Raw genomic sequence first — 12411 nt, 5'->3', positions numbered from 1 at the left:
GGTCAGAAATGCGAATACTCGTCACCGGCGGTGCGGGGTTCATCGGCGGCCACCTCGCAGAGCGGTTCGTCATCGATGGACACGACGTCGTCGTGCTGGATAACTTCGACCCGTTCTACGACACTCGAATCAAAGCGCACACTGTCGAGAGGTGCCGCGAACGCGCTGCCGGAGGCGACGGCTCCTACCGACTCGTCGAGGGGGACGTTCGAGATGCCGACGTCGTGGCCGAACTGGTCGAGGAGGTCGACTACGTCTATCATCAGGCCGCGCAGGCAGGCGTGCGTCCGAGCGTCGAGGACCCCCGGAAGTACGACGACGTCAACGTCGACGGAACGCTGAACGTCCTCGACGCGGCCCGTGATACGGGCATCGAACGGGTCGTCCTCGCCTCCTCGTCGTCGGTCTACGGCAAGCCACGGTACCTCCCGTACGACGAGGACCATCCGACGACGCCCGTGAGCCCATACGGAGCGTCGAAACTGGCGGCCGAACGGTACGCGTGCTCCTACAGCGAGGTCTACGACCTGCCGGCGGTCGCACTGCGCTACTTCACGGTGTACGGCCCACGAATGCGCCCGAACATGGCGATCTCGAACTTCGTCTCGCGGTGTCTCGACGCAGAATCGCCGGTCGTGTACGGCGACGGCACGCAGACGCGTGACTTCACGTACGTCGAAGACGTAGTCGAAGCGAACGTCACGTTGCTGGCAGAAGACGCCGCCGACGGCGAAGCCGTCAACGTCGGGTCGACCGACAACATCGAAATCAGAACGCTGGCCGAGGAGATTCGGGACCAGTTGGCCCCCGACCTGACGCTGGAGTACGAGGAACGCCACGACGCCGACGCCGACCACACGCACGCGGACATCTCGAAGGCGAATGATCTCATCGGCTACGAACCGACGACGACCATCCGGGAGGGTGTCTGGAAGTTCACCGAGTGGTACCGCAACGACCGTGACTGGTACGAACCGCTCGTCCTGAACTCCTGAACCGGCGTCCCGTGAACTGTCGTTTCTTGGCCGCTCTCCAACCCGAATCTGGCTCTTTTTATGCAGGACGACGCGACTCGGTGTATGGACCGGAGTCTGCAGGTCTCGTCTCTCGGCTCTATCTTCCGTGGAGCAGGGTTCTTCGCCGCGGGAAAAGTGCTCTACAACGTTCTTCGGTTCCTCTTCAACTTCGTTCTCACTCGCGGACTCGGCGTCGAACTGTACGGCATCTACGCGTTCGCGAACACCGTCGTCGGTGCCGCTATCACCGTCACCACCCTCGGATCCGACAAGGCCGTTCTTCGCTACCTTCCGGCCCTCGAAACGGATGTGGAACGCCGTGGCATCCTCGTCTTCGCGCTCGCCCTCTCGCTTTTCGGGAGTTTCACGGCCGCGACGTTGCTCTGGGTCTTCGCACCACTCCTCACACAGTACACGCTCGAAGACCCCGCGCTAGTCCCGACGATTCGAATTCTCGCGGGTCTACTCGTCGCCCGTGCGCTGCTCAAGGTGTTGAGTAGTGCCTTCCGCGCGCTCGACCTTCCGGAGTACGACGTCCTCGTCCAGCAGATCGCCCGGCCCCTCGTCGGACTGCTCGCCGTCGCTGTGGCGTTCCAGTTCGGCTACCAACTTGTCGGTGCTGTCACTGCCATCGCCATCTCCTCGCTCCTCGTACTGGTCATCGGGCTCGCCTTCCTCGGCAAGAAGACCGACATCCATGTCTTTGGTCGTGTCCCCCGGGGCGATATCGTCGAGTACACGCGGTTCTCGCTCCCGTTGACGGTCAAAGACGCTGGGTCGTTCTTGTACACCCGTGCCGACGTACTAATGGTCGGTTACTTTCTCACGTCGAGTGCCGTCGGTATCTACAACGTCTCCGTCCTCTTGGCGACGGTCGTCGTCCTTCCGCTGTCCGCGTTGAACCGTATCTTCCCGAGCGTCGCGTCCCGACTCCACGAAGCGGGCCAACGAACCGAACTGGAGTCGATTTATGCCACGGTCACTCGGTGGGGGCTGACCGCGTCGCTTCCCATCGCTGTGTTCGGTATCGTCCTCGGTAGCGAGGTGCTCGCGGTGTTCGGTTCGGGGTTCTCGACGGGTGAACTCGTCCTCGCGTTCTTCTTGCTCGGCCAGCTGTTGAACGCCGCTGTCGGACCGAGCGGCTACCTTCTGTTGATGACCGACCACCAGTATCTCGTCTCGCTCAATCAGACGACGTTCGGTGTACTCAACCTCATTCTGAACTACTTCTTCATCGTCGAGTTCGGTATGGTCGGTGCGGCTGCGGCCACGGCCGCGATTCTCGGCACGCTCAACGTCGTTCGACTCGTCGAGGTCTGGCACTACGAACGGATGGTGCCGTACTCCCGTCGCTTCGTGAAACCGCTCGTCGCGATCGCGGTGGCCGGTGGCGTCGTCATCGGCTGTCGACAGTTCCTCGACGGACTCGCACTCGTCGTCGGCGGTGGCGCACTCGGTGGGGTGGTCTACCTCGGACTCCTCGTAACGATGGGCGTCGAACCGGATGACGTCGATTTCGCCCGAGAGTATCTCGGGTGAACGACGACGGTCTCGACCGCCGTCGAAACGTCTCAACGGGTTTTTACGTCGGTGCTCGTTCGTTTCACTCAAATGTCCGTCGTCAGTCGGCTCTCTCGGATTTCCAACCGTAACTCCCTCTCTCCGTCTTCCCCGCGAGCACTGCTGGTCTGTTCCCTTGTCGTCTCTCTTCTCGTCGGTGTGCTCTCGCCGGTCCTCTCTGTGATTCTCTCCGTCCCAGTTCTGGCGACACTCGGTCTCACCGGCGTTTGCTATCTCGGCTTCGTCGTCTGGATGGACAGCGTTCCGGAAGGGATATTCGCGGGACTGTTCGTGCTGTCGACGTTCTCCGCCGAAGTTCCAATCGTAGAAGGGTCGAGAAGCAACGACCTCGAACTACTGCTCGTCGACCCGGTACTTGTCGCCGCGTTGGGACTACTCGCAGTCCTGTACTCGTTCGGGCAGGTACAGCGACTGACCCGGCTCACGTTCTTGCCACTACTCCTCGCAGGGTTCATCGGGTGGACAGCAGTATCGGCGCTCGTCGGAAACGGTCCCTCTCAGAGTGCGGCGGTCTTCTTCACGGTCGGTCGAGTACGGATGCTCGCGGTGCTGCTCGCGGTGTTCGCAATCACGACCATCTACGGCTTCAAAGATGTCGTCCTCGCGTTCGTACCGCCGTTGGCTGTCCACGCTGCCGTCGCGCTCGCGGAGGGACTGCGCGGTGCGGCGTTCGGGTTCACGGTCCTCGGGGACAAGACCGGTGATCTCATCGCGAGTAAGACGATGTTCGGAATCAGTTACGCCACCGGTCTCTTTCCGGGGGGATTCATCGGAACCTCCCGCTCGTTGTTGGCGGTACTGTTCCTGCTCGCCCCTGTCACGGCAGTCGTTCTCTCCGATAAGTACACGGGGACCGCCCGCTGGTGGCTTCTGATACTCCTCCCGACGACACTCGTTCTCCTCCTCGCTGACACTGCTTCTGGCCTTGGTGCGTTCCTGCTGTTGCTCGTTCTCGTTGGCGGCTACGGACTGTTCGCACGCGCTACACCCCTCGGCCCCAGCGGGTCCCTCGTGGCCACCGGCGTCTCGGTTTTGGGCGGCCTCCTGCTGCTCAACTTCAGACGGTTCTCGGAAGACCAAGCAGAGACCAGTTCCGCGGACACGCCGCCGGACGAGTCCTCCGTCGGGCAGACACCGCCCGGAGAGGCGACGGACGGCCGAGAAACACCGTCACCGACCGAACCGACCGGTGGTCAGGGAACGACGCCGTCACCGACCGAATCGACCGGAGGTCAGGAGACGACGACGCCACCGATCGGTTCGGGGGTCTCCGAACTGCTTCTATCGTTCGTCGTAGAGAACCTCGGAATCAGGGTGTGGTTGGCTTTCACCGCACTGGAGGTCGCCCTGCAGTACCCACTGTTCGGACTCGGTGGTGGTAATTTCCAGTTGCTCACCAGAGAACTCGGTTTGGAGTTCGGACTGACTGCGCACAACACCTACCTCTCGGTCTTGGTCGAATTCGGCCTTCCTGGGTTCGTTCTCTTCATGTCTGCTGTGGGGTACACGTACTACGCTACACTCCGTCTCGCTCTGGAGCAACGGACCGACCGAGAGATGTGGATGATGGTACTCGCCGGACTGCTCACGTTTCACGCATTCAACTTCTGGGTGAGTCTCTATCACGGGTCGACGGTCTACGCCATCTTTTGGGCGTTCGCCGCCGCCATCGCGGGCGAGTACGCGGCGACGTGTGAACCGAGTCCTCGATTCAGACGTATCCGAGAGCGGATAGGCGCTCTTCGATAGTCCCGTCGTCTTGCCGTTCAACTGCCTCAGGCGGGTCGCTCCGAACCGCTCGACGCTCGTCCTCACAAACGAGCCACGGAACGGTCACCAGTCCCGGCGCGTGAAGGTCCCGTGGATGGCCGTAGCCACGGATGGGGATGGGCCACAGGCGTTCGCCGACGAGATTACCGTGGTCTGCCGTGACGACGGTGCGACCGGTAATCGACTCGCACAACTCTCTCACGTGCGGCAACGTCAGTTCGAGGTTCTCCTCGTACGCCTCGACGACAGCCGCGGGGTCGTGGTCGTCGGTCAGTTCGAGGTTCCGCCAGATGTTCATCTCTCCCGTTTCGTTCACACCGAGCTCCCGACTGAGCCCTTTGTGCGAGATATTCTCGCTGGCGGGACCGATGAAGGGGAAGTGTGGCTGCATGAAGTGGACGACGAGTCGCTTGTCGGGGTACTCTCGGTCGACTCGCTTCGCCCGTTCGACGACGTCGGCGGGGTGGACAGTGTGGAGGTCGTCGTCCCAGTCCAGTTCGAGCATATCGACGACATCGTGGAACACGTCGTCGGCCAGTTTGTACCAGTGCGGATTTGCCGTGATGTAGACCGTGTCGTGGAACGTCCGGCCGACGAAGTTATCCTGCATGTACTCCCAACTCTCGCTCGCCGAGGAGTAGCGCTTCGAGAGCGTCCCGTCGACGACGGTCTGACCCGCGAAGAGGTCGTACCGACACCCATCGAGGATGACGAGCACGTCCCAGTCCTCCTCGGCGAGTACGACTTCCTCACGGGACTGCCGACTGTAGAAGAACTCGTTAATCCGGTAAGACAGAGAGTGGGCGAATCGTCTCGGCTCTCGAAGCAGCAGATTCGGGTCCGAGAGCGCTCGCCGAAGGTTCGCGAGCGAGTACCGGTCGGGAAGCATTCGTCCGTCTGATTAGCAGCGTGCTGTTTGGTCGCTTCGATTCCAGACGAGTCGCGTGGCTTATACCTGCGCCGTCGCACTCTCCGGCAACGCGATGGCTCCCCCGCAGACACGATCAGACGAGGACCCGGTCGTTTCGGTCGTGATTCCGTACAGTCCGGAACACACCCCGAAGTCGATGCTCCGAGAGGCGGAGGAGTCTGCCCGCAACCAGACCATCCCCGTCGACATTGTGACAGTCGCCGACAAGAATCAACGTGGTCCCGCGTGGGCTCGTAATGAGGGACTAAATAGGGCCGAGACACGGTATGTCGCCTTCCTTGACGCCGACGACCTGTGGACGACAGATAAGTTGGAGCGACAGCTCGACCGGATGGCTGCGACGGGTGCAGGGCTCTGTGTCGAGGGGACGTCACGGACGACCGAAGACTTCGTACGCGATGTCTTCTCCGGTCGACTCGACTCGCTCACTTCTTCCATACTCGTCGATACCGACCAGGTGACTGTGACGTTCGAAGAGTCGCTCTCACGCCGTGAGGACCACCTGCTCTTGCTTGAGGCAGCGACACAGGGTGGTGTCTGTTTCTGCCCGAATCTCGTCGACGTCCGAAAGCATGAGGGCGGACTGTCGGCCAAGACATCGAGAAAACTGCACTTCGACTCGAACGTCCAGTTTGCCGAACTAGCCACCGAACGGGTCCCACAGACAGAACAACATCTGGATGTGTTCTACGGGTCGTTACACTATGGACAGGGGCGGCGACGGCACTTCGATGGCCAGTACCGGGCCGCGGTCGACTCGTTTCGGACGTCACTCGCGTTCGACGTGAGACTGAAGACGGTCGCCGCACTCCTGCTCTCGACGACCCGACTCCTCACCGACCGACGCTAATCCAGACTACCTGTAGCCCAGTTCGCGGAGTCGGTCCTCAACCTCTTCGCCGACCTCCTCGCGCCGGTTCGAAGCTCCGGAGAGCACCACATCGAGGTGGGCCAGCACTTCGTCTCTGAACTCCTCTACCACGGCGGGGTGGTCGCTACTCACGTCGTTTTGCTCTCGAAAGTCGGTCTGCCTGTTGAATAGGAAATCATCCCCCTGTTGACGGTCGTGGATAAACGACCATTCTACCGTTCGACAACTGACTTTGAGCTGGTCTTCGACGACCTCGCCGCCACCGCCGGATGTGTGCGAGAGTTCACTGAAGCACCGCTCGCGAGGCTGTTCGTCGACCGAGAGCAAGTCAGCCCCTCTGTACGAGTCGGCAGGACTGATTCCGGACGCATGAGCGACAGTCGTTGCGACATCGAGCGTTGAGACCAGACGCTCGTCGGTCCTGTCCGCTTCGACGACGTCACCTGAAAAGAGGAGTGGGACGTGGACCAGTTCTTCGTACAGTACTGGTCGGTGTGCGAGTCCACCGTGGTCACGGAACTCCTCGCCGTGATCTGCGAGAACTACGATGAGCGTGTCGTCCAACAGCCCGTCTTCCGAGAGCGAATCGACGAGATTCGTCAACTGTGTCGATAGATACTCGATTTCTGCCTCGTACAGCGAACGAAGCACGTCTACTTCCTCGTCGGTGATGCTTTCGGGGTCTTCGTTCATCCGCATCCAGAGGTCGTTCTGGACCGCCTCATCGACATCCGTGTAGTCTGCAGGGGGTTTGTACGGATGATGTGGTTCCATGTAGTGTATCCAGCAGAACCACGGACTGTCGGCGGATCGAATCCATTGCTCCGCGCGGATATTCACCTCATTGGCACGTTCGTAGGGCAGGTCGTTGTAGTCTGTGCTCTTGAAGTAGGCCTTCTTGATGAACTCGTGGAGTGGTTTCGGTAGCGCTCGTCGAAGGACGCTGTTGAGCCGCCGCTTCCCACCGACGGAGTCGTAAAATTCGTCGAACCCATCTCCGTACCCGAAATCCTCGCCGATGAGTGGGTTCGAGTGGAACCCTCCTGTGGCGAACCCGTTCGAGGAGAACAGTCCCGCGAGCGTCGTTCGATCACTGCCCACCGAACCGTAGCCGTCGAACTCCAGTGGGTAGGTACTCGTCAGGATACCTGGAAACGAAGTCGACGTTCCGGACCCGGTCGCGATGCAGTCTGTGAACTCAATAGTGTCGAACGGCTCCAAGAACGAATCCCACTGCATCGTTTGGGAGATGTCTGCTCGGAGGCAGTCCACAGTGAGAACAAGCACGTTGTTCGGGTTTCGTATTGGGGTCATGATTGTGGTTTACGCTTTCCTCTCGTTGTTGAACACGTGACGGCAGACGAACTGCTCGAACATCTCGGTGTATCGCATCATGCTGAACTCTCGCTCGACAGTTCGGCGGCCTGCCGCGCCCATCTCGTCGCGTAATGCCGCATCCTCCGCTAGTTTCATGAGTCGCGCCCTGAGCGCCTCCGTGTCGCCAACCGGGACCACGAAGCCGTTCGTACCATCGGTGACGAGTTCGTCGGTTCCACCAGCATCAGTCGCGACGACCGGCAGACCGGCCGCGAACGCTTCGAGGATGCTACGGGGAAAGCCTTCGTTCTCCGAAGGGAGGACGAACACGTCTGCCTCCCGGAGCACACTCGGAACGTCGTCGACCCAGCCCAGAAACTCGACGCTGTCGTCGATACCAGCCTCTGAGACGTGTCGTTTGACGTCGCGTCGGTACGCGGCTTCTCCCTCGGCATGGTCTCCAGCGAAGACGAGGCGTGCGTGTTCGTTCGCTCGCAACACCGGTTCGAGCGCTTCGACGAGTTCGCGCTGACCCTTCCGAGACTGGATAGACGCCACTTCGACGAACGTGACGCTCTCGTTCGTCTCAGTCTTATGCTGTTCGTCCTCCTCGATAGGCGTGAACCGTTCGAGGTCGACACCCGTGTAGAGTGTCGTGAACTTCGACCCGTACGTGCTGAGTTCCTCGTCAGTGAATCGCTCCCGGACCCCATCTGAGATGGTCAGGATGTGGTCTGCCAGTCGGACGCCGACGTGGTCGATTCTGTCGATAGGTGTGTCGATACGGACGTACCAGATAATTGGTATCCCAAGCACCTTCGCGGGCGGTGCGAACAGGAGCAGCGAACGCACGTCGTTGCAGTAGAGTGCGTCGAACGAGTTCGACCGAAAGTACCGAACGACATCCAAATAATAGCTGAGCAACCAAATGCCTGTCACTCCTTTCTCACCGACGCCGCCAGCAAGCAGTTGACCACCGAACTTATCCAGTCGCTCGGGATATCTGAGTACGTCTACCGTCACCCCCGCAGCGTCGAAGACTTCCGCACACTCCCCCCACTCAGGAAGCAGGAGTGTCGAATCGAAGGCAGTTGTCTCGACTAAAAGCGGATACATCGACTGTTGAGAGCCGGTGAACGCGTCGTAGTAGCCGGCTGCGAACACGATGTCGTCCATCTCAGCCGTGAGTGCCTGCGGCCGTCGTCTCGTCAAATGCACTGCTACTGGACATAGTCCGGGTTGGCAAGTCGGTGGGAAAACAGTTCTGTCTTATTTGCTCTCACGACGACGAGGTAGCATGGGGTGTCCCTGGTGAGGGAACCTACCGAAAGCAGAGGTTCTCCAACGCGACCGTCGTCTGCTCGACGGTTTCTGTCCAGTCGAATCCCTCCTTGGCAACTGCTCGTGGACCGTGCGCTTCACCGAGTGTCGCGTTGAGCGCGGTGCTGAATCCTTCGATATCTCCGATTGGGACAGCTTCGCCAGCATGTTCGACGACTGGGGTGACCTGCTTCAGGTCACTGGCCACCACCGGTACGCCCGAGGCCATCGCCTCGATAACAGTGCGCGGCATCCCCTCTGCTCGACTCGGCAGTATCAGGACATCTCCCGCCCGATACACGCTCGCCATCTCGTCGTAGGCTAGGTGTCCCAGAAAATGAGTCGCATCATTGACACCGATTTCTGCAGCGAGTGCCGCTAACTCCTCTTGCAGCGGCCCCTCCCCGCAGAGATACAGTTCCGAATCGGGTCGAGTCTCACGGAGTTGCTCCACTGCACGCACCGCGTCCTGTGGTCGTTTCCCCTCGACCAGCCGACCCACGAACAGTACGACCGGACCGTCGTGGTCGATGCGGTCACTCGTCGGCCCTTCGGGTGTGAATCGGGCCGTATCGACGCCGTTGGCGACGACTTCGATTGGTGAGTCTACACCGAACTTTCGGACCCGCTCTTCGTCTTCGTCAGTGTAGCAGAACACGATATCTGCCTGATTGAACGTCCACCGACCCACGGTACGTAGATAGAGGTCGAACAGCCACTCGGGAGCGTTCTGGCTGTACAGCCCGTGGTTCGTAATGGCCAGTGGAACGTCGCCGACTCGCCGTGAGAGCGCCGCGAGATTCGTCGAGAAGTACAGGTGTGAGTGGGCGTGGACGACGTCGAACCGTTCCGCGCGACGAAGGAAGCGAGCGACACCCGCGGAAACCTCGTTACCCAGCATCTCGACCGAGGATGGACGTCGGACCACCGTGTATCCGTCTCGCTCTTCTCGCGTCGGCAATCGTTCGTCGTCGGACACCGTGAGAACGGTCACGTCGTGGCCCATCGCGGCCTGGTCACGAGACATCGCGTGAACGTGGTACGGACCACCACCGGGGACTTCTGGATAGAGCTTCTGCGCGACTCTCAGGACCCTCATACACGGTGATTTCCGGAGACTCATGAAGAAGATACTGGTCGCACTCGACGAGAGGTGCGTGCGATGAGCGACCGATGTCGAGGAGAGGGTGGCCGCGACGGTCCGAGTACCGAAACGTCGGAGGGAGTACGACCGCCCCGACCGACGGAGCGAGTCGAACGGTTTACTCACTGCCGGGTGAACAGCATCCCCCAGACGTCCTCACACACCCCCCACACCTGCCTTGTGATGATCTTCACGTCCAGCCAGAACGACTGTTCGGCGACGTACCGCATGTCGTGGTAGTGTTTCGCCGTCGGGTCGGTGCTCTTGGCGTCGTGAATCTGTGCCAACCCGGTTAGCCCCGGCTTGATGAACCAGCGCTTGCGCCACGTCTCGGATTCAGCTTCGAGGATGTCCTCTTCGGCGGTCCACACCGCACGGGGGCCGACGACGCTCATGTCACCCTTCAGAATCGACCACAACTGTGGCACCTCGTCGAGGTGCGTCCTGCGGAGCCAGCGTCCCACGTCGGTGATTCGGTCGTTCTCGGCGTCCTCGACCGGCGTCTCCGACTCCCCTGCTGGAGTCATCGTCCGGAACTTGTACACGTCGAAGGTGTCGCCGAACACCGCCGTCCGCGCTTGGCGGTAGAGCACCGGCCCGCCGTCGTCGAGTTTCACCGCGAGCGCGATGAGACAGATGACCGGAGCGAGCACCACCAGCCCGACCAGCGAGAACGCCACGTCGAACGTGCGCTTGAGCAGGTAGTCCTCGACGTCCCACGGTTCGACCTCCACGTTGACGAGCGGCCCGGCCGGGTCCTCGCTGGTCAGTACCGAGTCGGCGTGCTCCCGATGCACCTTCGCGTCCACGCCGTTCCGATGGCAGGCGTCGAGTGCGCCGAAGAACTCCGCGCGGTCGGCCTGCTCGAACGCCAGCACGGCCGTATCGACGTCGTAGGAGACGAGCACGTCCTCGATGCGCGACAGCCCACCGAGTCGCTCCAGACCGTCGGCGCTGACGCCCCCGTCGGCGAGCGCCTGGACTGACTCGCCTTCGGACCGGAAGCGACTCGACGGGCAGAGGTAGCCGAGCAGGGGGACGTCCGACTCCTCGATGTCGCGTTCGATGCCGCGCGGGTCGTCGCCGATGACGACGGCGCGGTTCGTCCCGCGAGCGGGGCGGCGGCGAATCCAGACGAACCAGAGGGGGAGTGCGACGCCGAGGAACGGAACGACGACGAGGAGGGTGAACCGCGGGAGGCGGTAGGTGTAGTCGAAGTAGCCGATACTGGCGAGGACGAGGCCGGCGAGGACGACGCGTTCGACGCTCTGGACGAGCACGTCCAGAATCCGGCGTGGCCGGGGGCGATAGAGCGGGAGGAACGCGAGGAGGAAGACACAGACCGTCACGAGCAGTTCGATGAGGAACTCGGCGGTGCCCGGTGGGTCCGGCGAGAGACGGCGGAGGACGGGGATGGAGGTGGCGAACGACTGGACGGCGGGGTTGTTGACCAGCACCACCGCCAGCGCCGTGAGGGCGAAGACGCCGCCGACGCCCATCAGTCGGTGCCGGACGGAGTCGGTCATCGTCCGTGCTGATACTCGGATGAAATTAAGGGTTCGGAATCACCATCCGGCGAGGGGGTGGCTCGTGTTCACAATCGTTACTGTCCGCCCGTTCGACCACTCGGCCGTCGCCCCTCGACCGTCGCTGGGTGACGCGCCAGCGACCGCCCGGCTTTTACCGTGGGACCGTGAGAGTCGGGTATGGCCGGTTTCGACCCCGAGACCTTCGAGGAGGAGAAGTACGTCGAGCACTTCACCGAACTCCAGCAGGCGTACAAGCAGGCGTTCGACGTCATGAACAGCGAGTACGACTCCGGGCTGATCCACGGCATCGACCAGATGGTGCTCAACGAGAGCGAACCGGTCTACGAGGACGGCGGGTTCCGCATCGATCTCCCGGAGAACGCCTACGAGCGCCTCCAGGGTGTCGAGGTCGAGCGCGACCGGTTCGACGCCGTCGTGGAACGCTACGTCGAGGAGTTGAAACGCCAGCTTCGAGGGGTGTTCGACCTCCCCGCCGAGCCACGAACCGAGTGAGTACACACAACATCTAAGCGTCCTCGTCCGCTACCGTCGTCTATGAGCACCGAAGCGCGTTCGGAGGACGAACTCCGCGAAGACGTGACCAACTTCCTCCGTCGCAACTTCCCGCAGATTCAGATGCACGGTGGGAGCGCCGCCATCACCAACCTCGACGTGGAGGACGGTTCGGTGTCGCTGCGTCTCGGCGGTGCCTGCTCGGGTTGTGGCATCTCGCCGATGACCATCCAGGCCATCAAGTCCCGCATGACGAAGGAGATTCCCGAGATCACGCAGGTCCACGCCGACACCGGCATGGCCGCTGGGCACGGCGGCGGCGACGGCATGTCCCCGTCGTTCCCCGGCGAGTCCCGCGGTGGCGACATCGACTCCGACGACGACGAAGGCCCGGCCGCACCCTTCTAAACCACCTTCTG

General features: G+C 61.6%; 11 protein-coding genes. 6 read left to right on the top strand and 5 right to left on the bottom strand.

The genetic code is table 11. The annotated features are described in order from the left end of the window. Positions 1-8 precede the first annotated feature (8 nt). The 3 genes from GQS65_RS08045 to GQS65_RS22115 all read left to right on the top strand — a co-directional run bounded on the left by GQS65_RS08045 (position 9) and on the right by GQS65_RS22115 (position 4346). On the top strand, positions 9-995 hold the full coding sequence (locus GQS65_RS08045; protein WP_158204121.1) for an SDR family oxidoreductase: 987 nt from the start codon (positions 9-11) through the stop codon (positions 993-995). 84 nt (positions 996-1079) lie between these two features. Next, complete coding sequence (locus tag GQS65_RS08040; protein WP_158204120.1) at positions 1080-2555, top strand: flippase; 1476 nt, start codon at positions 1080-1082, stop codon at positions 2553-2555. 201 nt (positions 2556-2756) lie between these two features. Beyond that, entirely contained in the window at positions 2757-4346 is a 1590-nt protein-coding gene (locus GQS65_RS22115) for an O-antigen ligase family protein (protein WP_158204119.1), read from the top strand. Here the strand turns inward: GQS65_RS22115 and GQS65_RS08030 are convergent. Next, positions 4309-5256 (bottom strand): hypothetical protein, encoded by a 948-nt coding sequence (locus GQS65_RS08030; protein ID WP_158204118.1) that lies wholly within the window; start codon positions 5254-5256, stop codon positions 4309-4311. The genes GQS65_RS22115 and GQS65_RS08030 overlap by 38 nt on opposite strands. A 94-nt stretch (positions 5257-5350) precedes the next feature. On the opposite strand from GQS65_RS08030, the gene GQS65_RS08025 reads away from it, so the two are divergent. Beyond that, on the top strand, positions 5351-6148 hold the full coding sequence (locus tag GQS65_RS08025; protein ID WP_158204117.1) for a glycosyltransferase family 2 protein: 798 nt from the start codon (positions 5351-5353) through the stop codon (positions 6146-6148). A 6-nt stretch (positions 6149-6154) separates the two neighbouring features. On the opposite strand, the gene GQS65_RS08020 is transcribed toward GQS65_RS08025, so the two are convergent. From GQS65_RS08020 to GQS65_RS08005, 4 genes are all read right to left on the bottom strand, one after another. Then, complete coding sequence (locus GQS65_RS08020; protein ID WP_158204116.1) at positions 6155-7483, bottom strand: sulfatase; 1329 nt, start codon at positions 7481-7483, stop codon at positions 6155-6157. A 9-nt stretch (positions 7484-7492) separates the two neighbouring features. Further along, a complete protein-coding gene (locus tag GQS65_RS08015) occupies positions 7493-8662 on the bottom strand; it encodes a glycosyltransferase (RefSeq protein ID WP_158204115.1) in 1170 nt (389 codons plus the stop codon). 145 nt (positions 8663-8807) lie between these two features. Continuing rightward, positions 8808-9905 carry a glycosyltransferase family 4 protein gene (locus GQS65_RS08010; RefSeq protein WP_158204114.1) on the bottom strand — a complete coding sequence of 366 codons (1098 nt, stop codon included), beginning with the start codon at positions 9903-9905 and terminating at the stop codon, positions 8808-8810. Positions 9906-10072: 167 nt separating this feature from the next. Continuing rightward, entirely contained in the window at positions 10073-11476 is a 1404-nt protein-coding gene (locus GQS65_RS08005) for a sugar transferase (RefSeq protein ID WP_158204113.1), read from the bottom strand. A gap of 180 nt (positions 11477-11656) precedes the next feature. Between GQS65_RS08005 and GQS65_RS08000 the strand changes: the two genes are divergently transcribed. After that, on the top strand, positions 11657-11992 hold the full coding sequence (locus tag GQS65_RS08000; protein ID WP_158204112.1) for a DUF5783 family protein: 336 nt from the start codon (positions 11657-11659) through the stop codon (positions 11990-11992). Between the two features lie 42 nt (positions 11993-12034). Then, entirely contained in the window at positions 12035-12400 is a 366-nt protein-coding gene (locus tag GQS65_RS07995) for a NifU family protein (protein WP_158204111.1), read from the top strand. Positions 12401-12411 lie beyond the last annotated feature (11 nt).

This window comes from Halomarina oriensis (assembly GCF_009791395.1).
GTDB classification, from domain to species: Archaea; Halobacteriota; Halobacteria; order Halobacteriales; family Haloarculaceae; genus Halomarina; species Halomarina oriensis.
The sequence above is the reverse complement of the archived record's forward strand: the minus strand, read 5'-3'. Positions and strand labels throughout refer to the sequence as shown.

Bases quoted from the DNA above. Each gene is read 5' to 3' on its own strand.
- GQS65_RS08020 (WP_158204116.1), bottom strand. From the start codon at position 7,483: ATGACCCCAATACGAAACCCGAACAACGTGCTTGTTCTCACTGTGGAC.
- GQS65_RS08045 (WP_158204121.1), top strand. From the start codon at position 9: ATGCGAATACTCGTCACCGGCGGTGCGGGGTTCATCGGCGGCCACCTC.
- GQS65_RS08040 (WP_158204120.1), top strand. From the start codon at position 1,080: ATGGACCGGAGTCTGCAGGTCTCGTCTCTCGGCTCTATCTTCCGTGGA.
- GQS65_RS08025 (WP_158204117.1), top strand. From the start codon at position 5,351: ATGGCTCCCCCGCAGACACGATCAGACGAGGACCCGGTCGTTTCGGTC.
- GQS65_RS08000 (WP_158204112.1), top strand. From the start codon at position 11,657: ATGGCCGGTTTCGACCCCGAGACCTTCGAGGAGGAGAAGTACGTCGAG.
- GQS65_RS08030 (WP_158204118.1), bottom strand. From the start codon at position 5,256: ATGCTTCCCGACCGGTACTCGCTCGCGAACCTTCGGCGAGCGCTCTCG.
- GQS65_RS08005 (WP_158204113.1), bottom strand. From the start codon at position 11,476: ATGACCGACTCCGTCCGGCACCGACTGATGGGCGTCGGCGGCGTCTTC.
- GQS65_RS08010 (WP_158204114.1), bottom strand. From the start codon at position 9,905: ATGAGGGTCCTGAGAGTCGCGCAGAAGCTCTATCCAGAAGTCCCCGGT.
- GQS65_RS07995 (WP_158204111.1), top strand. From the start codon at position 12,035: ATGAGCACCGAAGCGCGTTCGGAGGACGAACTCCGCGAAGACGTGACC.
- GQS65_RS08015 (WP_158204115.1), bottom strand. From the start codon at position 8,662: ATGGACGACATCGTGTTCGCAGCCGGCTACTACGACGCGTTCACCGGC.